The following is a 20911-nucleotide window of genomic DNA, read 5'->3' as shown; positions in this document are numbered from 1 at the left end:
GCCCCCCCGCGCGGCCCCCCCCCCCCCGGGCCCCCGGCCCCCCCCCCCGCCCGCCCCCCCCCCCCCCCCCCCCCCCCCCCCCCCCCCCCCCCCCCCCCCCCCCCCCCCCCCCCCCCCGGTTCCCGGTGAGGCGCAACGACATCGCGCGCCCGCGCAGGCCGGGCGGTGTCGATTCGGCCAGCCACGACATGGTCAGCGGCTGACCGACGCCGAGCCCGAGCCCGGCGATCAGCACCGCGACGGCCAGCGCCCACACCGGCACCGGTGCCGCGGTCACCGCGAGCCCGACCGCGGCGGCGGTGATGCTCAGCACCAGCAGCTTCCGACGGCCCAGCAGCCGGGTGGTGCTGCCGAGGAAGAACCGGGACACCATCGAGGCCACCGCCCGCAGTCCCAGCAGCCCACCGACCACGCCGGAGGCGATGTGCCGTTCGGCGCCGAGCGCGGGCAGGTACACCACCGACAGGTCCACGGCCGCGAGCACCACGCAGCTCGTGCACAGCGCGGGCACCAGTCCCGGCAGCCGCAGCAGCCCGCGCACTCCCGGCGAGCCGTCCGGTGCGGCGGCCGAGGACGGGGTTCCGCTGGTGATGCCGAAGGAGCACACCAGCAGCGCAGCGGCCAGCGCCGTCGCTCCCCAGAAGATCGGCGTGGTGTCCGGGATCGCCGCCGCACCGCCGAACACGACGATCAGCAGCGGCCCGGCGGCCTGCCCGAGCGAGGCGGCGAACGTGTAGTAGCCGAACGCCGCGTCCAGCCGCGCCGAGGACGTCATGTTCGCCACCAGCGCTTGCTGCCCGATCACCGAACACAGGTGTGCGGTGCCTAGCAGCACGTTGCCCACGACGAGCCCCAGCACCGAGCCGCCGAGGGCCAGGAACGCCGCGCCCGCCGCGCACATCAGCACGCCGCCGGCGACCATCACCCGCCGCTCCCCCAACCGGTCCACGATGTGCCCGGCGGGCAGCGCCAGCACCAGCGGCACCAGCGCGAAGCTGCCGGAGAGCACGCCCAGCCAGGACGCGGGCACGTCCAGCTCCAGCGCCCGGTAGGAGGTGGCGGGCCGCAGCACGAAGGTGACGACCTGGGTCAGGACCGCGTGCGCCAGCAGCACCCACACCCGCCGGTCGAGCCTCACGAGGCATCGCCGTGCAGCAGGCTGCGCGCGGACCGGGCGCTGAGGCTGGCGTCGATGTGCCTGCGCATCAGGTCGGCGGCGGTGTCGGCGTCCCCGGCGATGACGTGTTCGGCGAGCAGCCGGTGCTCGTCGTCGCGCTCGTTGCGCTCCGCGGAGCTGCGGCCTTCGGCGAGCGCGTGCATCCGGTACCGGTCGGCCTTGTCCCACAACCCGTCGAGCGCGTCGACGAGCAGGTCGTTGTGCGAGGCGCGGTAGATCGCGGCGTGGAACCGGCGCTGCTCGGCGAGCTGCTGCAAGGACGGGTCGTTCGGCAGGGCCCGCTGCTCGTCGACGGAGCGGCGGATCTCGGCGATGTCGTCCTTGGTGCGGCGTTCGGCGGCGAGGGCGGCGGCCATCGGGTCCAGCACCCGCCGTAGCTCCACGAGGTCCCGGACCTCTTCCCCGCTGAGCTGGGTGACACGGGCGTCGCGGTGCGCGTCGAGCTCCACGAACCGTTCCGTCATGAGCCTGCGCAGCGCCTCCCGCAGCGGGGTGGTGCTGATCCCGATGGTGCGGGCGAGGGTCGCCTGGTTCAGCACCGAGCCCGGCGGGAACTCGCCGGAGAGGATCTTCTCGCGCACGCTCGCGTAGGCGTACTCGCTCTTGGTCATGCGCGCTGCGACCGGTTCGTCCATGCACCCACCCTTCGATCGCTTATAGCCTCGCACATCGGCGGGACCGACCGCACCGGCGGTGACATCTGCACAGGTCGTGACGTCGGCGACAGCGCCGCCGGAGCCTGGCGGGCCGCAGGATCGGAGCCCGCCGAACCGGGAGGTTATAAGTTAGGCGGCGCTCATTTCGAGACGTCCTTGCCGCGCTGCCAGAACAGCACGCCGCCCTGCGCGACGGCGGCGAGCGCGACCAGCCCGACGGCCAGCCCCGTCATCCAGGACCAGCCGACGTAGAACGCCAACCCGACCACCAGGGCGAGGACGATGAGCGTCCTGATCAGGAACAACGTCATGCTCCGCGTGCTCATCAGGACACCCCTCCCCGTTCCGGAGCGGCGCCGCGCCGCCCCGCGGAACCCTACCGACCGGCCGATCAGCGGTCGTACCGACCGGACTTGACCGCGCCCAGGAACGCCGCGAAACCCGCGCCCGACGTCACCAGCACGGGAGACGCCTCGCCGAGCTTGCTGTCCCGCACCCACGCCCGCCCGGGCACGTCCACCGCCACCTCGACGCAGTTGTTCCCCTGCCCGCTCCGGGATGCCTTGCGCCACTTCGCTGAAGAGATCGACATGTCCGCAGTATCCCTCAGAGATCCACAAGCTCCTTCCTCAGCCCGCGGATCAGCGCAGTGCTGCCGGCCACCGGCAATGCAGTCGACCGCACGTCATCGAAGAGCTTCGCCAACGTGGCCACTTCGTCCGGCTTGTCCACGAGCTGCCCGCCGATCGGGGTATCCATGTACCCGAGGCTTTCGTGGTCCGAGTCCGGAAAACCGAGCAACACGAAGGAACCGTGCGGACATGCGTGCGCTCCCGCTCCGTACGGAAGCACCTGAATGATCACGTTCGGCTGCGCGGACATCGAGATCAGATGATCGAGCTGCGGACCCATGAGATCCGGACCGCCAACACGGCGATGCAGTGCCTCCTCCGCGAGCACGACCCGCAGCTCCAGTCGGGGTTCTTCAAGCAGCCTCCGCTGACGCGCCAGCCTGGCCGAAACCCACGCGTCCAACGTGTCCCCGCTCAGCGATGCACGTCCGACTTGGTGCATCTCCCGCACGTAGTCCTCGGTTTGAAGCAGACCGGGGATGATGCCCAATTCGAACGTGCACACCTGCGAGGCGTCTGTCTCGTAGTCGACATAGGGCGCGAACCACGAAGGAAGCCGGTAAGCGGACCAACGCCCACGACTCGTTCCCGCTCGCCGGATCTCCTCCATCTCGTCCCGGACAGCTTGATCAGCGCCGTAGAGGTCGAGCAAGGCCGCAAGCTCCAGCTTCTTCGCACCCGACCTTCCGGCCTCCATGTGCCTGATCTTCGCTTCCGCGCAGCGGCCGGACGTTGTGCGGTGCGGTTGTGGTGGCGGCGCGATTGGCGGTCCCGGCGAGCACCTGTGGTTCTTGTGTCGCGGAGACGCTGCTCGCCCGAGCGCGGCGAGCGCCCCGCGTTCGGAACGGACCGGGGCTTGGGCGCGGGGTTCTGGCGGACGCCGCTGGCATCGTGTCCTGCGGTGTGCTGGAGGCAGCCTTCCCCGAGCCTGCGGCGGACATGTGCGCGGACCGCTGGATCTGCGCCGGACCGAGCCCGCGGACCTGAGCACCCGGTGCCCCCGCTGCCTGGTCGCGGCCGAGACCGGCCACGAGGGGCCGTGCGTGGCGTGACCTGACCTCGGGTCCGGTGCGCCGGATCCGCGCGAGCCTCCTGTGCGCCGCGGCCTCCCCCGATCCCGGTCGCGCGAGGGAGGACAGGACCCCGCCCCCCCCCCCCCGGGGGGGGGGGGCGGGGGGGGCCGGGGGGGGCCCCCGCCCCCCGCCCCCCCCCCGGGGGCGCCCCGGGGGGGCCGCCCCCCCCCCCCCCCCCCGCGGGGGGGGCGGGGGGGCCTTCGCGTCCGGCGTCGAACAGCTCACCCTCGACTTCCGCGGGGGACGACCACGCCGCCGAAACGCCTGTACCGCTCCGAGAGGTTCGCCGAGTACGGGCGTCTCCCCGGCTTCGTTCGCCCCGGCCGACGGCACTCGTCACGGCGAGGTCCTGCACGTCAAAGACCTCCGCGGTCCGACCGGCTGAAAAGCCCCTGGCACGAGCCGGGATCCCGCTACGCTGATCCACTGATCACGATCGTTGGGGCGGCGGCTGATCAAGGGGGGCGCGGCATGGCGGACGAAGACGAGGACGACGAACGGACCCAGCAACCGGGCGCCGGCGGCGACGTCCCGTGGGTGGCGATCATCGGATTCGCCGCCTCCGTGGTGACCGTGCTCGGATTCCTCGGGTTCCAGAACGTCGGCGAGATCCGGGAATGGGTGGCGTCGGGACCGAGCACGTCCGCCGCACCGTCCGTCGACCGCTACGCCGCGGACACCTCGGAGACCGACGACCCCGGGACCACCGAGGACGCGGAGACCACCGAACCGTCCGAGAACGCCGAAACGACCACCGCGGAAACGACCTCCGACGAGGACGAGCCCGAACACGACCCCACCGACCTGGACGACGAGGCCACCGACCTCACCCCGTTCACCGCACCGGCACTGCTCACGAGCTCCTTCACCACCGAGCGCACCAGGTACGCGCTGGTCGCCTCCGGAGCCAAGCCCTGCACGGCGGCGCTCGGGATGACCGACGAGGTGCCCACCGCGCTCACCGGCTACGGGTGCTCGACGTCGGTGATCGGGGTGTACCGCATCGACGACGACACCGCGGGCGATGACGAACAGGTCGTCGTCACGGTGCAGGTCGTCCCGTTCGACACGGCCGCCGACGCCCGGGGCGCTCGATCGAGCATCGCCGCGAACTCGCGCTGGGACTTCGGGACCTGGTGCCCCGGCTCCGGTTCCGGGCAGGACGTCTGCTCCACCGGATATTCCGCCGCCCGCAAGCACCTCTTCATGCGCCACGACCACCGCTACCTGATCGGGGTATCGGCGGTGTACGCGAACCTCAGCTCGACGGCGGCCGCGGAACCGTGGCTGACCGAGGCCGCAGCGGCGGCGGTGTCGGCGAGCGGGCCGCGGAACCACGAGTGATCCCGGGTCGGCCGCACCAGGTGATCGGGCCGATTCATCCGCGGTGGTGCGAGGAATCCGGGCGGGTGACCGCCGGCGCGTTGAGGCTGCCGAGGAGGGCGAGGGCTTCGGCCGACGGGCTGCCGGGTTCGGCGCGGTAGACCATCAGCTGCTGGCCCGGCGCGCTGTGCACCGAGAACGTCTCGTAGCTCAACGTCATCTCCCCCACCTGCCGGTGGAAGAACCGCTTGGACTCGTGGGCCTTGCGGCGGACGTCGTGCCGCGCCCACAACCGCACGAACTCGGTGCTGTGCAAGGACAACTCGCCGACCAGCTCCACCAGCCGCGGATCCTCGCGGTCGAGGCCGGCGGCCGCGTGCAGCCCGGCGACGGTGTTCTCCGCGACCCGCTCCCAGTCCAGGAAGAACCGGTGCGCGTCCGGATCGAGGAACAGCATCCGCACCAGATCACCGCTGTGGGGATGCCCGCCGTAGAGGGCGGCGCCGAGCTCGTTGTCGGCGAGGACGGTGTAGTAGCGGTCCAGCACGACCGCCGGGGTGCCGGGCCAGGATTCTAGCAGCCGCAGCAGGTTCGGGCTCACCCGCTCCGACCGCGCGGTCCGCCGGACGGTGCCGGGCCGGGTGAGGCGGTGCAGGTGCGTCGTGGCCTCCTCGTGCAGGTGCAGCACCGTCGCCAGCGCGTCGATCACCTGCGGCGACGGGTTGCGCTCCCGGCCCTGCTCCAGCCGCACGTAGTAGTCCGAGCTGACCCCGGCCAGCGAGGCGAGCTCCTCGCGGCGCAGGCCCGCCACCCGCCGCCTGCCCACCGCGGGCAGGTTCCAGTCCTCGGGCCGCACCTGGGCGCGGCGGGCGCGGAGGAATTCGCCGAGCGGGTTGTCACCGTCCATGCCGTCCAGGCTAGGCGCGTCCGGCCGCCGGAGGGTGGCAGCGGAACTCCTAGGCAGGGCGTACGAGCGGGCAGGAGAGGCGGCCGGGCACGGGAAAGGCGGGTCGCCCGCCCCACCCGGCGAACGACCCGCCTTCCACCCTCCCCGACCCGTTTCAGGGGCGGGTGAGCCACTGCGCGGCGTCGCGCACGCCCGCCGCGGTGATCTGGTGCCCGCCAGGGTGCCAGGACGTCGTGATCTCCGCACCGCGAGTGGTCAGCGCCTCGACCAGCCCGTTCGCGGCGGCCAGCGGGGCCATCGGATCGGCCTGCCCGTTGCCGAGGAACACCCGGGTGCCGGTGAGGTCGTGCCGGGGCGCGTCCGGGACGGGCAGCATCGCGGCGAACAGCACCGCCTCGGCCAGCACCTCCGGGCGCAGCAGGGCCACCGCGGCCGCGATGTTGGCGCCGTTGGAGAAGCCGACGGCGACGAGCCGCCTGCCGCGCCACCCGTAGGCGTCCACGGCCTCGGCGAGGAAGTCGGCGAGCTGGTGGGCGCGGGCCACGACGTCCTCGGTGTCGAACACGCCCTCCGCCAGCCGCCGGAACCAGCGGGCCGCGCCGCCCTCCGACACCGGCCCGGCGGGGGCGAGCACCGGGGACCGCGGGCTGAGCTGCTCGGCGAGCCCGCGCAGGTCACCGGGTGCGCCCCCGGTGCCGTGCAGCAGCACCAGGACGGGCGCGTCCGGGGCGCCGTCGGCGTGCTCGTGCGGCAGGGACAGCGCGGTCACCCCAGCACCTCCGGGTTGTTCTCGGCGGGCAGGTCCAGCTTCGGCAGCATGCGGTCGATGTCCTCGCGCTTCGGCTCCAGCCACGGCGGCAGCTTCAACGCGCGCCCCAGTTCCAGCAGGGGTTCGTCCGCGGTGAAGCCGGGTTCGTCGGTGGCGATCTCCAGCAGGGTGCCGCCGGGTTCGCGGAAGTAGAGGGAGCGGAAGTACTGCCGGTCCAGGATGGAGGTGACCTTCACGCCGTCGTCGACGAGCTCCTGCCGCCACGCGGCCTGCGTCGCCTCGTCCGGTGCGCGCCACGCCACGTGGTGCACCGCACCGGCCGCGACCAGGCCGCGCGGGGCGTCCGGGGTGACCAGCACGTCGACGAAGGCGCCCGGCCCGCCGTCCCCGGCGGTGAACCGGAGGCGGTTCTGCTCCTGGGCGGCGAATTCGAGGCCGAGGCCGCGGAACATCTCGGCGGTCGCGTCCTCGTGGTCGACCGACAACGTCACCGAGTGCAGGCCGCGCACCCCGTGCTCGGCGGGCACGGTGCCGCCTTCCCACGGCGCGCGCGGATCGCCCTGCGGGTGCGCGACCAGGGACAGCGCCAGGCCGTCCGGGTCGCGGAAGGTCAGCGCCTCCTCACCGTCGCGGCTGTGCACCCGGCTGGTCTCGACGCCCTGCTCGGCGAGGTGCCGCTGCCACCAGCCGATCGAGCCCTCCGGCACCGAGAACGACGTGGTGGTGGCCTGGCCGGTGCCGTGCCGCCCGCTGGGCGCGTCCTTCCACGGGAAGAACGTCAGCAGCGAACCGGGCTTGCCGGACTCGTCGCCGTAGTAGAGGTGGTAGGTGCCCGGGTCGTCGAAGTTGACCGTCGTCTTGACCAGGCGCAGGCCCAGCGTCCGCAGGTAGAAGTCCGCGTTGCGCTGCGGATCGCCCGCGATCGCCGTGACGTGGTGCAGCCCGCTCGTCGCGATGCTCATCGAAATCTCCACTGCTGGAAGGGAACCCGCGCGGGTGCGCGGGTATCCGGCGGTCCTCCCGCCGAAGGCCCCCCGACCGGGAGGACCGCCGGAGCTTCCGCCGCCCGCAGGGCCACCGAAGCGGTCGGGCGGAAGCGGTCAGGCGCCGTTCTTGAGGCGCCGGGCGACCTCGACGACGCGGCGGGCCTGCACCCCGGCGGCGGTGCGGGTCTCGTCGTCCACCGGCAGCTGGCCCTGGGCGTCGACGTGGCTGGTGCCGTACGGGTTGCCGTCGACGAACTTGGAGCCGTCGGTGTAGCCGGGGCTCACGATGATGCCGCCGAAGTGGTGGATCGTGTTGTACAGCGCCAGCAGCGTGGACTCCTGGCCGCCGTGCTTGGTGGCGCTGGAGGTGAAGCCGCTGTAGACCTTGTCGGCCAGCAGGCCCTGCTGCCACTCGCCGCCGAGGGTGTCGATGAACTGCTTGAGCTGGGCGGCGATGTTGCCGTAGCGGGTGGGCGAACCGAAGATCACCGCGTCGGCCCACACCACGTCCTCGGCCGCGACCTCCGGCACCGACCGGGTGGCCTCGACGTTGGCGCGCCACGCGGGGTTCGCGTCGATGGCGGCGTCGGGGGCCAGCTCGGGCGCCTTGCGCAGGCGCACCTCGGCGCCGGCCTTCTCCGCCTCGGCGACCAGTGCGTTCGCGATCTCGTTGATCGTCCCGGTCGACGAGTAGTAGATGACGCTGAGCTTGACGGGGTCGGCCATGAACAACTCCTTCGCGGGGCCGGGCGTCGAACCCGGCCGGGGTTCTCGTTCGGGAGCTCCGCGGCTCCTCGGGGAGGACGCTATCGAGATTTCCTCTTCCTCGCAAGATACTTTCCGGCGAAGCATCGGGCCGGTAGACTCGCTCCGGCGAACGGACCACCCGAGGGGAGAACAGGTGAGCGGCGGCAGCGCCACGAACGCGGTGCGGACGACGGAGAACGGAGGTGCGCGGGCCGACGCCGGCACCGATGACGACGAGATCGTCACCTGGTGGGGCCTGGTGATCGAGGGCTACCACCTCACCCAGGAACGCCTGATGAGCGAGATCGCCGACCGCTTCGGCCTCGCCCCCGGGTCCTTCGACATCCTGCTGCGCCTGGTGCGCTCCCCCGAGCACAAGATGCCGATGACCCGACTCGCCCGGGAAGCCGCGCTCAGCAGCGGCGGCTTCACCAAGGTCGCCGACCGGCTCGCCGCCGCCGACCTCATCGTGCGCGAACCCTGCGACACCGACCGCCGCGTCACCTACGCGGTGCTCACCGAGCACGGCCTCGACATGGCCGAACGCGCCCGCGAAGCCTGCGCCGAGATCCTGCGTCGCCGGGTCCTCGCCCCGCTCGGGCTGGACCGGTCCGAAGCGCTCGCCGAAGCGATGCGCACGCTGCGCGCCGCCAACGGCGAGGACGGGATCTATTAGCCGCGCAACGGCAACCGGGCCCGCAGCGACCAGGCGCCGTCGAACTCCACCAGCCACGCCTCGTCCAGCAGCGCGGGCGGCGGAAGAGCACCCGCCACGTGCTCGGCGATCTCCCGCGCCCGCTGCGGGGTCACGTCGAGCGCGATCGTGACGTGCGGATCAGGTTCGCCGTACCTGCCGTCGTAGGGGCGCAGGTCCCACCGCGCGGCGAGCTCCGCGGTCAGCTCGCGCAGCGGACCGTCCGGTTCGGGCCGCAACGGCACGAATCCCGTGTCGAGGTGGCGCTGCGCCACGCCCGCGGTGAACTCCACCCGCACCGGTGCGCGGCGCGCGACGAGCTCGGCCAGTTCCGCCAGCACCGCCTCGTCCACCTCCGGCAGGAACGGGTGCAGCACCGTGAGGTGCGCGGGCAACCCCGGCCGCACCGCGCCCGGGAACCGCTCCCCGACCGCACGCAGCAGCGGATCCGCGACGGGAACGGGGAACAGGACGGCGGTGGCACGGGCGGAAGGCATGGGTCCCTTATACCGCCCCGAGATCACCTCGTCCCGCGCACCGCCGGTCTCGCCGGGGGATCGAGCGCCCACCGCCCGGACGATGATCGACTCGACCGCGGTTGGCTAGGCTGGGTGGCCGATCGGGCCCCGGCGCACGGCGGTCCGGAAGCACCCGGACGGCGAACAGGGGCGTGCATGGTGGTCAGGAAGCGGGATCCGGCGCGGACGCTGGCGCTGCTGTGGCGAGCGCCGGAGCACCGCTCCCGCAAACCCGGGCTCGGCGCCGACGAGATCGTGCGGGCCGGCATCGAGCTCGCCGACGCCGAAGGCCTCGCCGCGCTGTCGATGCGCGGCGTCGCCGAACGCCTCGGCGCGGGCACCATGTCGCTCTACACCTACGTGCCGAGCAAGGAAGACCTCATCGACGTCATGCTCGACACCGTCTACGGCGAGATCGAGCCGGCCGGCCCCGAACTCACCGGCTGGCGCGCGAAGCTGGAGCACGTGGCGCGGCAGAACTGGGAACTGCACCGCAAGCACCCGTGGACGCTGGAGATCGGCACCGCCCGCCCCGTGCTCGGCCCGCAGGAGACCGCGAAGTACGAGCGCGAACTGCGCACCGTCGACGGCATCGGGCTCACCGAGGTCGAGATGGATTCGGTGCTGAGCCTCGTGCTCGGGCACGCGCGCACCGCCGCCCGCGGGGCCGCGGAGGCCGCCGACGCCGAACGGCGCACCGGCCTCACCGACGAGCAGTGGTGGCAGGCGCACGCCCCGCTGCTGGACCGGCTGATCGACCCGGAGCACTTCCCCACCGCGGCGAAGGTGGGCACCGCGGCGGGCTCGGCACACGGCGCGGCGACGACCGCGGCGCACCGCTTCGAGTTCGGACTGGCTCGCGTGCTGGACGGCGTGGAAGTGCTCATCCGCTCCCGCGAGCGGTCCGGGAGCTGACGAGACGCCCGCTCACGCCGTTGTGGGCGGGACGTCCCACCGGGAGGGAACCACATCGCCGCCCGCCGGTCCACGGTTCGCGATCACCGCAGGGGTTCCCTCCGCGAACCGGGTTCACGGCGCGACCGCGGGCCGCGGCGCGGTGAGCAGGGTGTCCTCCGGGGCGCGGCGCGGGGTGGCCGGCACCGGGGTGCCGTAGCCGATCCGCAGCACCGCCTGCGGTTCCAGCGTTCCGCCGAGCAGCGCCCGCAGTTCGCCGCGGGTCTCCCGCACCTCGATCACCTGGGAGAGCATCGACGCGGCCAGCCCGAGGGAGGTCGCGGTCAGCAGCAGCCGCTGCAACGCCTCCCCCGCCTCCAGGTCCGCCTGCCTGCCGCGGCCGTACGAGCACAGCACCAGCATCAGCGGGTCGTCCTCGAAGTCCTTGCCCGGCACCCGCGGCCGGTCCCGCCCACCGGAGTAGTCGCGCAGCACCCACTCGTCCTGCGGTTCCCGGGTCGGGCCCGCCGAGGCGGCCTGCACGCCCTCCGCCGCGCCGTCCGGCAATCCCGTCCACGCCGCCATCTCCGCGCGGAACGCCTCGTCGCGCAGCTGCCGGTCATGCGCCCGGCGCACCAGTCCGAGCAGCTCGGCGCGCTGCGGCCGGTCGACCACGTGCAGCCAGGAGTGCTCGGCGGACACCGAGCCGACCAGCGCGGTGCGGTGCGGCTTCGGCACCGGGGTGGCCAGGAACGGGCGCCGGTTGGTTCGGCGGGCGGTGATGGCGCGCAGCAGCGCGGACTGCTCGGCGCGCACCCGGACGGAACCGCCGCGCCGCACCTGGGCCAGCAGTTCCGGTTCCCGCTCGCTGGGCAGCAGGGTGACCAGCGGCCGCACGCCGACGTGCTCCAGCGCCAGCCGCAGGTCGTACAGCGCCGCCCCGCACCCCAGCCGTAGCTCCCGGTCCTCCGGGTCGGTGCCGGGCATCCGGCGGCTGAGGTCGGCGTGCAGTTCGATCACGTCCGCGGTCACCCGGAACAGCCACGGCTGCCGGTTGTGCAGCGACGGGGCCCGGCCGGCCAGCCGCACCACCTGCGCGACCTGCTCCGGTGCGAGCCCCAGCGCCGGCGGGAATGCGGGCACGCCGTCCATGACCTCGTCCTCCTGACCGCGGGAGCGGGGGCGATGCCCCGCGCGATCCACGATGCAGGCCGGGCCGGTCCCGCTGACATGGGCCAAAGTCCCGCATCGGGAGCAGCGCACCCGCCGCCGGAGCCCCGGCTCAGACCGGTTGCGGCAAGCGGCGGCCAGCGGGGCGGGTCGTGGCCTGGTAGCAGGGGCGGCACACCTCGCCGGTGGAGGTCATGGTGAGCTGCGGGGCGAGCAGCCGGAGGCCGTGCTCGGGGGTCTCCTGGCAGATGCCGTGGTGGCCGGCTTGGCGGCACAGGCAGGTGCACAACGCGTCCATCGTTCCTCCTAGGAGTGTCGGCTCCCGGCGCACGCACCGCCGCGACCTCATCGTCGTCCACAGTGGAATCACCGTCGGATCTCCCGCGGGCGCGGGAGGGGCGACCCCGGTGCGAAGGCGCACCACCGGGTTCCCCCACCGGGCTCCCCCGCCGGGCTCGCACCACCCGGCGGGGATCCGATCAGTCCTCGATCGTGCAGAGCACCGCGCCCTGCGACACCGAGTCGCCCGGCGCCGCGCTGAGCCCGGTGACCGTGCCGTCCTTGTGCGCGGTCACGGGGTTCTCCATCTTCATCGCCTCCAGCACGCCGATCAGCTCTCCGGCGGCGACCTGCGCGCCTTCTTCCACGGCGAGCTTGATCAGGGTGCCCTGCATGGGTGCGGTGACCGCGTTGCCGGAGACCGCCCCGCCCGCGCCACCGGCGGCGCGCTTGCGCGGCTTCTTCTTCGCCGCCGCGGCCGGTGCGCCGCCGCCCAGGTCGGCGGGCAGCGAGACCTCCACGCGGCGGCCGTCGACCTCGACGATCACCGTGCGGCGCGGCGCGGCCTCCTCCTCCGGCGGGACGGAGTCCTCGAACGGCGCGAGCCGGTTGTCGAACTCGGTCTCGATCCACCGGGTGTGCACGGTGAACGACTCCAGGCCGGTCTCGGCGACGTACGCCGGGTCGCGCAGCACGGCGCGGTGGAACGGGAGCACGGTGGCGATGCCGTCGACCTGCATCTCCTCCAGCACGCGGCGGGCCCGCGCGATGGCCTGCGGGCGGTCGGCGCCGGTGACGATCACCTTCGCCAGCAGCGAGTCGAACTGGCCGCCGATCACGCTGCCCGATTCCACGCCCGCGTCCACCCGCACGCCGGGTCCGGCGGGGGCGACGAACCGGGTAACGGTGCCCGGGGCGGGCAGGAAGTTGCGGCCCGGGTCCTCGCCGTTGATCCGGAACTCGATGGAGTGGCCGATCGGGGTGGGGTCGGCGTCCAGGTCGAGGTGCCCGCCCGCGGCGATGCGGAACTGCTCGTTCACCAGGTCCAGCCCGGTGGTCTCCTCGGAGACGGGGTGCTCGACCTGCAGCCGGGTGTTGACCTCCAGGAAGGAGATGGTGCCGTCGGCGCCGACGAGGAACTCGACGGTTCCGGCGCCGTGGTAGCCGGCCTGCGCGCAGATGGCGCGGGCGGCGGTGTGGATCTGCTCGCGCTGCGCGTCGCTGAGGAACGGGGCGGGCGCCTCCTCCACCAGCTTCTGGTGCCTGCGCTGCAGCGAGCAGTCCCGGGTGCCGACCACGATGACCTTGCCGTGCTGGTCGGCCAGCACCTGGGCCTCCACGTGGCGCGGCCGGTCCAGGTAGCGCTCCACGAAGCACTCGCCGCGGCCGAAGGCCGACACGGCCTCGCGCACCGCGGAGTCGAACAGCTCCGGGATCTCCTCCAGCGTGCGGGCCACCTTGAGGCCGCGACCGCCACCGCCGAAGGCGGCCTTGATCGCGACGGGCAGCCCGTGCTCCTCGGCGAAGGCGACGACCTCGTCGGCGTTCGCGACCGGGTCCTCGGTGCCGGGCACCAGCGGCGCCCCGGCGGCCAGCGCGATCTTGCGGGCGGTGACCTTGTCGCCGAGGTCGCGGATCGCCTGCGGCGTCGGGCCGATCCACACCAGCCCGGCGTCCAGCACGGCCTGCGCGAAGTCGGCGTTCTCGGACAGGAAGCCGTAGCCCGGGTGCACCGCGTCCGCCCCGGCGCGGGTCGCCGCGGAGATCACCTTCTGGAAGTCCAGGTACGACTCGGCGGCGGTGGTGCCGCCCAGCGCGAACGCCTCGTCGGCGAGGCGGACGAACACCGCGTCGGCGTCCGGTTCGGCGTACACGGCCACCGAGGCGATGCCGGCGTCCCGGCACGCCCGCACCACTCGCACCGCGATCTCGCCGCGGTTGGCCACCAGAACCTTCTTCAACCCCATGGTGTTCACACCATCCCTGTACGCAGTGGTCGTGTCCCGGCGGGTCCCGGTGCGGGAACCGGCCGGTCGTTCTTCGGGGCGCGCGCGGCGCCGGGTGCGGCGCGCATCAGCGCGGCCGCGTGGAGTAGCGCCACGCCCCCTCGCCGGGACGCGGGGCCGCCTGCGCCGGGCCGAACCGCAGCCGGTCCGCGCGGGAGACCCAGTACGACACCGGTCCCCGCGGTTCCGGTTCCGGTGCGGCGGCACCGAGCGCGCTGATCGTCGCGGTCAGCGCGGCGAGCTCGGTGTCGGTGGGGCTGCCGCGCACGACGCGCAGCAGCGGTCGCGGCCGCGCCCCGGTGCCGTCGTCCTCCCCGCTCAGCACGTCGAGCCGCGGCGCGTTCTCGTCCGGACTGCTCATCGCGGCTCCTTCACAGCGGGATGTTGCCGTGCTTCTTGGCGGGCAGGGACTCCCGCTTGTCCGCCAGCATCCGCAGCGACCGGGCCAGGTAGCCGCGGGTGTGCGAGGGCGGGATCACCGAGTCCACGTAGCCGCGTTCGGCCGCCACGTAGGGGTTGCACAGGGTGTCCTCGTACTCCTGCTGGAGCTGGGCGCGCAGCGCCTCCACGTCCTCGCCGCGCTCGGCGGCCTCCTTCAGCCTGCGCCGGTAGAGGATGTTCGCCGCGCCCTGGGCGCCCATCACCGCGATCTGCGCGGTCGGCCAGGCCAGGTTGATGTCCGCGCCGAGGTGCTTGGAGCCCATCACGTCGTAGGCGCCGCCGTAGGCCTTGCGGATGATCACGGTGACGAGCGGGACGGTCGCCTCGGCGTAGGCGTAGAGCAGCTTCGCACCGCGCCGGATGATGCCGTTCCACTCCTGGTCGGTGCCGGGCAGGAACCCGGGCACGTCCACGAAGGTCAGCACCGGCACGTTGAACGCGTCGCAGGTGCGCACGAACCGCGCGGCCATCTCGCTGGCGTCGATGTCGAGGGTGCCCGCCATCTGGGTGGGCTGGTTGGCCACGACGCCGACGCTGCGCCCTTCGACGCGGCCGAAGCCGACGACGATGTTCGGCGCGAACAGCGCGGAGACCTCCAGGAACTCGCCGTCGTCGAGGACGCGGGTGAGCACTTCCTTGACGTCGTAGGGCTGGTTCGGCGAATCCGGCACCAGCGCGTCGAGTTCGAGGTCGGACTCCCCCACCCCGTCGGCGATGGACCCGGCCTCGGCGTCCGCGTCGAACGCGGGCGGGTCGGAGAGGTTGTTCGACGGCAGGAACGACAGCAGTTCCTTGACGTAGTCGACCGCGTCCTGCTCGTCGGAGGCCAGGTAGTGCGCGTTGCCGGAGCGGGAGTTGTGCGTGCGGGCGCCGCCGAGCTCTTCGAAGCTGACCTCTTCCCCGGTCACCGTCTTGATCACGTCGGGCCCGGTGATGAACATGTGCGAGGTCTGGTCGACCATCACGGTGAAGTCGGTGATCGCCGGGGAGTAGACCGCTCCGCCCGCGCACGGCCCCACGACCAGCGAGATCTGCGGGATGACGCCGGAGGCGTGGGTGTTGCGCTTGAAGATCTCCGCGTAGAGCCCCAGCGCGGCCACGCCCTCCTGGATCCGGGCGCCGCCGGAGTCGTTGATGCCGACCAGCGGGCAGCCGGTCTTGAGCGCCAGGTCCATCACCTTGACGATCTTCTCGCCGAACACCTCGCCGAGGGAGCCGCCGAACACGGTGAAGTCCTGCGAGAACAGGCAGATCTTGCGCCCGTCGACGGTGCCGTAGCCGGTGACGACGCCGTCGCCGTAGGGCCGGTCGGCGTCCAGGCCGAAGTTGGTGGAGCGGTGCCGGGCGTGCTCGTCGAGTTCCACGAACGAGCCGGGGTCGAGCAGCAGGTCGATGCGCTCGCGGGCGGTGAGCTTGCCCTTGGCGTGCTGGCGTTCGATGGCCCGGTCGGAACCCGCGTGCACCGCCTCGTGGTTGCGCCGGTACAGGTCCGCCAGCCGGCCGGCGGTGGTGTGGATGTCCGGCTCCTCCGCGGGCGGGACGCCCACCGGTTCCGTCGCGCTGCTCATCGCTCCTGCGACCGCCATTCCTCGCTCGTGGACGATTCCGCGGCCGTGCGCGCCGATCCGGCGGGCGGACCGCGTCGGCACGACCGGAACCCGGGCTGGCCCGGGTTCCCCGAGCGGAGGCTAATCCGCGGACGTCCGGCGAGTCAACCGAGAAGTGAGCAGGCCCTACCCGGCTCCGGTACGGGAAAGCGCTGGTTCACGACCACCACGGTCCAGAGAAGTGAACAGCCGCTAGTGGGGTTCCGAGCCGCTGGTGAACATCAGCGCGGCGCCGACCCGGCGCACCGCCTCCGGGGCGCGGACGGTGCCGGTGCGGGCCATGTCGTTGGCCAGCGTCAACGTGGCCTGCACCAGGACCCGCGCGGTGGCCGCGTCCAGCTCCGGGCGCACCTCGCGCAGCAGCGCCACCCACTCGGTCACGTACTCGTGCTGGGTCTGCCGCGCCCGGTGCCGCTCGTGGTCGGGCAGGTCCCCCCCCTCGCCGACGAGGATGTCGATGAACCCGCCGTGGTCGAGGGCGAAGGTGATGTAGGACCACAGCAGCGCGCGCAGCGCCTCGGCCGCGTCGGGCCGGCGCACCAGGGTCCGGCCGAGGTCGATCTCCAGCCACGCCGAGCCGCGGGTGATCACCGCGTCGAGCAGTTCCTGCTTGCTGGCGAAGTGGTTGTAGACGCTGGGCCCGGCGATGCCGACCTCGGCGCCGATCTCCTCGGTGGTCACGGCCGCGTAGCCGCGTTCGGCGAACAGCCTGGTCGCCGCGGACAGCAGCTGGCGCCGTCGGGACGAACCGCCGCGCTGCAGCAGCCGCGCGTCCGCGTCCGGCGTGGCCGCCCCGCGCCCGGACAGCAGCGGCGGCAGCCCGGCGACGGTGACGATCACGTCCCGCAGCAGCGCCTCGAACTGGGCCCGCGGCAGCTCCACGCGGTGGTACGACGGGCTGGTCAACGCGCTGAACAGGCACCAGCCGCGGAACCGCGCATCCTCCTCGGCCAGGTCGGGCCGCCAGGAACGGGCGAGGTCGGCGAGGCCGCCCGCGACGACCCGCAGCTGGTCCTTGAGCTCGTCGCGGTCCTCCGCGGGCAGGTGCCGGGCCTCCCGCTGCCACAGCACCCCGAGCTCGCGGTGGTCCAGCGCGGTCGCGGCCAGTTCCCGCACCACCGCGTCCAGGTCGTCGGAGCGCGCCCCCAGCACCCGCTCGAACGGGTGCAGGTGGTCGAGCACGACCCGGTGCAGCAGCAGCTGCTTGCCCTTGAAGTGGCGGTACAGCGCGGACGGGCCGACCCCGACGGCCTCCGCGATGTCGCTGACGCCGACCCGCGCGTAGCCCTGCTCGTAGAACAGGCGGGAGGCGGCGGCGATGATGAGCTCCCGCCGGTTCCGCGGCCGGGTCCCACCCGGCTTCGTCTCGGCCACTGGCCCGACCTCCCGGCACGCTCGTCCCGGCGCGTTCGCGCCGCGTTCCCGGCACAGGATAGGCCGGGCGCCGCCGAGCACCGGTCCTCCCGCACGCGGCCGCGCATCCGCTACGGTCAGCGCTGACCGCGAAGAGTGGATCACGGCCGGGCGAAAGCGGCCGATCCGACCTCAGCCTCGGAGGAGGCCCGGCATGACCGGCAGCACCGGGATCCGCACCAGCACCGGCGACGGCGTGCGCACCGTCCACCTCACCCGGCCGGAGCAGCGCAACGCGATGGACGGCGCGATGTTCGCCGCCTACTACACCGCGCTCGCCGAAGCCGACGACGACCCGGAGGTGCGGGCGATCGTGGTCACCGGCGACGGCGACTGGTTCTGCAGCGGAGCCGCGCCGGACGCCCTGCACCTGCTGGCCGGGGACGACGCGCCCGACCTGGAGACCGCGCTCGGACATCCGCCGCACCTGCCGATGACGCTGCGAAAACCGCTGATCGCGGCCGTGAACGGCGGCGCCGCCGGGCTGGGGCTCGCGCAGGCGCTGTTCGCGGACGTGCGGTTCCTGGCCGAGGGCGCGCGGCTGTCCACCGCGTTCAGCAAGCTCGGCCTGATCGGCGAGTACGGCACCGCCTGGCTGCTGCCCCGGCTCGTCGGCGTGGGCGCCGCGATGGACCTGCTGCTGTCCGCCCGCAAGATCGACGCGGCCGAGGCGGCGGCGCTCGGCCTGGCGCAGCACGTGCTGCCGCGGGCCGAGGTGCTGCCCGCCGCCCAGGAGTACGCCCGCGGGCTCGCCGCGCACTGCTCACCGCGGTCGATGGCGGTCATCAAGCAGCAGGTGTGGCGCGGGCTCGACCTCGACGGGCCGCGGGCCGTCGCCGAATCGGTGCGGCTGATGGGCGAATCGCTGCGGGCACCCGATTTCCAGGCCGCCGTGCAGCGCCTCGGGCAGCGCGAACCGATCGACTTCCCCCCGCTGCCGCCGAACCGATCGGCGTGAGCGGCGCCGCCCGCGGAACTGCTCCGCGCGGCGCCGGATTCACCCGGAACCACCACTCCCGCGGCGTGCCTCGAACCAGGCGCGCACCTCGGCCGGGAGCCGATCCCCCACCCCGGGCTCCGGGTCGTAGCAGGCGGCGTAGGCCTCCGCGAACCATTCCTTCGGGGTCGAGAACTGGTAGTTGGACAGCGCGTGCGCGCGGCGCTGCGCCGTCGAGTAGCTGACCCAGTCGTCGTACTGGTCCACGTGGTAGGTGCGCCCCTCGACGTCGAGGACGGTCGCGCCGCCGTCGTCGAGGGACCAGGGCTGCGCGAGGGCGAGCCGGACGAACCGCAGCGCCAGGTCCCGGCGCCGCTCGAACTCCGGCGGTGCCAAGAGCGCCTTGAACCGCTCGAAGTACGCGTGCAGCCGGTCCCCGTTCCCGCGCACCTCCGGCGTGCGGATCAACGCGGAGAGCGTGCTCACGGCGGCCGCCTGCGGCAGCCCGCCGAGCACGTCGAGGAGGTCGGCCTTCCGCAGCACCGCCCTCGCGACCTCGCCGTCCGCGTCGCCGCCGTGGACCCGCCAGCCGCCGAAGCGCTCCTGCGCGGCGAGCTCGACCGACCACTCGACCATCGCGTCGACGGAGTGGCCCACCTCGTGGCGGACGGTCCACTCCAGCAGGTTCCCGTGGGCCAGCTCGTCCGAGACGCCGGCCATGACGTGCCGCCGCCCCGGGCGGATCCCGAGCCGGTGGTCCTGGCGCAGGCCGACGCCGCTCATCCCGCTCAACGCCCCGTGGTCCATCAGGCGGCGCTGCCAGTGGGAACCCCGGTTGAGCCGCGCGTACAACCAGCCGGGTGCGCGGATCCCCCCGGCGAGGATCGGGCGCACGATGCCGATGGTGCGCTCGTCCTCGTCGTAGGCGCTGGCGCGCGCGCCGCCCGGGTCCGGTTCGATGGCGACGAGCTGCTCGTTCGGACCCAGGTCTTCGCTCGGCAGGGTGGCCAGCGCCGTGTCGATCCGGTCCAGCTCGGCGTGGGTGAAGTGCTCCCGGTCGCCGGGAGGCGGCCCGATCCGGATGCCGTACTCCTCGCTCAGCCGCCGCTCGCGCTCCTCGACGCCGTCCCGCCCGGCTCTCTCCCGTGCGGCGCCGTGGCCCGCTGCCGCGGCGTTTCCGGTGCGTTCCGCGGCGCCGGTTCCGGCCCGTTGCACGGCCTCGCCCCGGGAACGCCGCACCCAGTCGGCCGCCGCCGCGTTGCCGAGCGTGCGCTGGAGCGCGACCAGGCGGGCCTGCCACGGACCGCCGTCGAGTTCGGGCGCCGCCGATCGGGGCGCGACCGCGCGCGGCTCCCGCCCGGCGGGTGCACGTTCGTGGTGTCGCACGGCCACCTCCCCCAGCGCGCGGAGCCACCCGGCTCCCGACGAGTCTCCGCCGCTCGCGAGCGGGGTCGCAAGGTCGTCGCGGGCCCGCTCACCTGCCCGGGAGGGCACCGCGGGCTGCCCGGACGGCCCCGTGCGGGCGTTCGAGACGGCCCCGGCGCGGACGTTCGGGACCGGACCCTGCTGCGACCTCCGCGCCGCGGGCCGATCTCCCGACCCCGCCGCCGCTACCGCAGTAGCCTCCGTCACACCCGGCGGGCCCGTCTCGTTGCACCCGTCGAGGGCTCGGCCGGAACCGGCCCGCAGAGGAGGTTGGCCATGGCACGCACCTGGTTGCGGCGCATCGCGGAACTGGACCCGGTCACCGACCACCAGGAGATCTACAAGATCTCGGCGGGATGCGAGTTCCCCTTCGACTACCAGCGGGCGCTGGAGTTCGCCCTGTTCCGGACGTACTGCGTGCCGAGCATCTCGGCGCTGCTGGCCGCGACCGGCGAGTTCGAGAAGCGGCCGCAGCAGCGCTACGACGACACCGCGCTGCTGATGACCGAGATCGCCGAGCACGGCTACGACTCCGAACGCGGCAAGCAAGCGCTGCGGGTGATCAACCGGGCGCACGGGCGGTACGTGATCTCCAACGACGACATGCTCTACGTGCTGTCGACGTTCGTCTACGATCCGGTGGACTGGATCGACCGGTTCGGCTGGCGGCCGCTGCACCCGCACGAGCGGGACGCGGCGTTCCACTACTTCCTGGCCGTCGGCAAGCGGATGGGCATCAAGGACATCCCGCCGACCTTCGCCGAGTTCCGCCGGTTCAAGGACGAGTACGAGCGGGAGCACTTCCGCTACTCGGACACCAACCACGCCGTGGGCCGCTACACGATGGACCTGTTCTGCTCGTGGTTCCCGAAGCCGCTGCGGCCCGCGGTCGGGCTGGGGGTGCGGGCGCTGCTGGACGAGCCGATGCTCACCGCGTTCGGCTTCCGCGCCGCACCGGCGTGGGTCGGGGCCGCGGCGCGCGGTGGGCTGAAGGCGCGGTCGGCGGTGGTGCGGCTGCTGCCGGAGCGGCGGATCTCGAAGCTGACGCAGGACCCGAAGAGCCGCACCTACCCGAACTACCCGCACGGCTACACGCCCGAGGACCTCGGCGCGCCCCCGCCGCCGAGCGACCTCGACCCGAAGTGGCTCCGCCGCGGGTGCCCGTTCCCGGCACCGAGCGAGAAGACCAGCTGACCGCACCCAACGCGACCGCACCCGCGCGGCGATCCCCCGGCCCCCGGGTGCGCGGTCCGCCCC

General features: G+C 73.4%; 22 protein-coding genes. 5 read left to right on the top strand and 17 right to left on the bottom strand.

The features are described from left to right. From LCD31_RS16320 to LCD31_RS16300, 5 genes are all read right to left on the bottom strand, one after another. The coding region (locus tag LCD31_RS16320) for an MFS transporter (protein ID WP_224959171.1) at nt 1–1138 on the bottom strand (1138 nt) is incomplete at its 3' end. Beyond that, nucleotides 1135–1812, bottom strand: a complete 678-nt coding sequence (locus LCD31_RS16315; RefSeq protein WP_224959169.1) for a GntR family transcriptional regulator — start codon at nt 1810–1812, stop codon at nt 1135–1137. The genes LCD31_RS16315 and LCD31_RS16320, both read right to left, overlap by 4 nt. Before the next feature lie 161 nt (nt 1813–1973). Then, nucleotides 1974–2159: a hypothetical protein gene (locus LCD31_RS16310; RefSeq protein ID WP_224959167.1), complete on the bottom strand. Its 186-nt coding sequence runs from the start codon at nt 2157–2159 to the stop codon at nt 1974–1976. A 65-nt stretch (nt 2160–2224) separates the two neighbouring features. Beyond that, nucleotides 2225–2425, bottom strand: coding sequence for a DUF397 domain-containing protein (locus tag LCD31_RS16305; protein ID WP_224959165.1), 201 nt, complete (start codon nt 2423–2425; stop codon nt 2225–2227). 14 nt (nt 2426–2439) lie between these two features. Further along, on the bottom strand, nt 2440–3162 hold the full coding sequence (locus LCD31_RS16300; RefSeq protein WP_224959163.1) for a DUF5753 domain-containing protein: 723 nt from the start codon (nt 3160–3162) through the stop codon (nt 2440–2442). Between the two features lie 847 nt (nt 3163–4009). On the opposite strand from LCD31_RS16300, the gene LCD31_RS16295 reads away from it, so the two are divergent. After that, nucleotides 4010–4882 carry a hypothetical protein gene (locus LCD31_RS16295; RefSeq protein WP_224959161.1) on the top strand — a complete coding sequence of 291 codons (873 nt, stop codon included), beginning with the start codon at nt 4010–4012 and terminating at the stop codon, nt 4880–4882. A gap of 34 nt (nt 4883–4916) precedes the next feature. Here LCD31_RS16295 and LCD31_RS16290 read toward each other — a convergent pair whose 3' ends face one another. The 4 genes from LCD31_RS16290 to wrbA all read right to left on the bottom strand — a co-directional run bounded on the left by LCD31_RS16290 (nt 4917) and on the right by wrbA (nt 8249). Then, nucleotides 4917–5768, bottom strand: coding sequence for a helix-turn-helix domain-containing protein (locus tag LCD31_RS16290; RefSeq protein ID WP_224959159.1), 852 nt, complete (start codon nt 5766–5768; stop codon nt 4917–4919). Between the two features lie 154 nt (nt 5769–5922). Continuing rightward, entirely contained in the window at nt 5923–6537 is a 615-nt protein-coding gene (locus LCD31_RS16285; RefSeq protein ID WP_224959157.1) for an alpha/beta hydrolase, read from the bottom strand. After that, nucleotides 6534–7499: a ring-cleaving dioxygenase gene (locus LCD31_RS16280; protein WP_224959155.1), complete on the bottom strand. Its 966-nt coding sequence runs from the start codon at nt 7497–7499 to the stop codon at nt 6534–6536. Before LCD31_RS16280 ends, LCD31_RS16285 begins: the two co-directional genes overlap by 4 nt. Nucleotides 7500–7637: 138 nt before the next feature. Further along, complete coding sequence (wrbA, locus tag LCD31_RS16275) at nt 7638–8249, bottom strand: NAD(P)H:quinone oxidoreductase (RefSeq protein ID WP_224959153.1); 612 nt, start codon at nt 8247–8249, stop codon at nt 7638–7640. 202 nt (nt 8250–8451) lie between these two features. Here wrbA and LCD31_RS16270 point away from each other — a divergent pair, with 202 nt between their 5' ends. Further along, nucleotides 8452–8946, top strand: coding sequence for a MarR family winged helix-turn-helix transcriptional regulator (locus LCD31_RS16270; RefSeq protein WP_224959178.1), 495 nt, complete (start codon nt 8452–8454; stop codon nt 8944–8946). Here the strand turns inward: LCD31_RS16270 and LCD31_RS16265 are convergent. Continuing rightward, nucleotides 8943–9461, bottom strand: coding sequence for a 2'-5' RNA ligase family protein (locus LCD31_RS16265; protein ID WP_224959151.1), 519 nt, complete (start codon nt 9459–9461; stop codon nt 8943–8945). The two genes, LCD31_RS16270 and LCD31_RS16265, sit on opposite strands and share 4 nt — an antisense overlap. Before the next feature lie 177 nt (nt 9462–9638). Between LCD31_RS16265 and LCD31_RS16260 the strand changes: the two genes are divergently transcribed. Then, a complete protein-coding gene (locus LCD31_RS16260; protein WP_224959149.1) occupies nt 9639–10397 on the top strand; it encodes a TetR/AcrR family transcriptional regulator in 759 nt (252 codons plus the stop codon). A gap of 114 nt (nt 10398–10511) precedes the next feature. Here LCD31_RS16260 and LCD31_RS16255 read toward each other — a convergent pair whose 3' ends face one another. The 6 genes from LCD31_RS16255 to LCD31_RS16230 form a co-directional block, all read right to left on the bottom strand. Continuing rightward, nucleotides 10512–11528, bottom strand: a complete 1017-nt coding sequence (locus LCD31_RS16255) for a nitroreductase family protein (RefSeq protein WP_224959147.1) — start codon at nt 11526–11528, stop codon at nt 10512–10514. 130 nt (nt 11529–11658) lie between these two features. Next, on the bottom strand, nt 11659–11844 hold the full coding sequence (locus tag LCD31_RS16250) for a hypothetical protein (protein WP_224959145.1): 186 nt from the start codon (nt 11842–11844) through the stop codon (nt 11659–11661). 181 nt (nt 11845–12025) lie between these two features. Then, on the bottom strand, nt 12026–13792 hold the full coding sequence (locus LCD31_RS16245) for a biotin carboxylase N-terminal domain-containing protein (protein WP_224959175.1): 1767 nt from the start codon (nt 13790–13792) through the stop codon (nt 12026–12028). A 106-nt stretch (nt 13793–13898) separates the two neighbouring features. Further along, on the bottom strand, nt 13899–14192 hold the full coding sequence (locus LCD31_RS16240) for an acyl-CoA carboxylase subunit epsilon (RefSeq protein ID WP_224978090.1): 294 nt from the start codon (nt 14190–14192) through the stop codon (nt 13899–13901). Between the two features lie 10 nt (nt 14193–14202). Continuing rightward, on the bottom strand, nt 14203–15840 hold the full coding sequence (locus tag LCD31_RS16235) for an acyl-CoA carboxylase subunit beta (protein WP_224959143.1): 1638 nt from the start codon (nt 15838–15840) through the stop codon (nt 14203–14205). 231 nt (nt 15841–16071) lie between these two features. After that, nucleotides 16072–17253 (bottom strand): TetR/AcrR family transcriptional regulator, encoded by a 1182-nt coding sequence (locus tag LCD31_RS16230; RefSeq protein WP_224959141.1) that lies wholly within the window; start codon nt 17251–17253, stop codon nt 16072–16074. A 193-nt stretch (nt 17254–17446) separates the two neighbouring features. On the opposite strand from LCD31_RS16230, the gene LCD31_RS16225 reads away from it, so the two are divergent. Then, nucleotides 17447–18250, top strand: coding sequence for an enoyl-CoA hydratase-related protein (locus LCD31_RS16225; RefSeq protein WP_224959139.1), 804 nt, complete (start codon nt 17447–17449; stop codon nt 18248–18250). 39 nt (nt 18251–18289) lie between these two features. Here LCD31_RS16225 and LCD31_RS16220 read toward each other — a convergent pair whose 3' ends face one another. Beyond that, entirely contained in the window at nt 18290–19615 is a 1326-nt protein-coding gene (locus tag LCD31_RS16220) for a hypothetical protein (protein WP_224959137.1), read from the bottom strand. 315 nt (nt 19616–19930) lie between these two features. Here LCD31_RS16220 and LCD31_RS16215 point away from each other — a divergent pair, with 315 nt between their 5' ends. Further along, nucleotides 19931–20848 (top strand): oxygenase MpaB family protein, encoded by a 918-nt coding sequence (locus LCD31_RS16215; RefSeq protein WP_224959135.1) that lies wholly within the window; start codon nt 19931–19933, stop codon nt 20846–20848. The last annotated feature ends 63 nt before the right edge of the window (nt 20849–20911 follow it).

Source organism: Saccharopolyspora sp. 6M, assembly GCF_020176775.1.
Lineage (GTDB): Bacteria > Actinomycetota > Actinomycetes > Mycobacteriales > Pseudonocardiaceae > Saccharopolyspora_C > Saccharopolyspora_C gregorii.
Note: the sequence above shows the minus strand (reverse complement) of the source record. Positions and strands in the feature narration are given on the sequence as shown.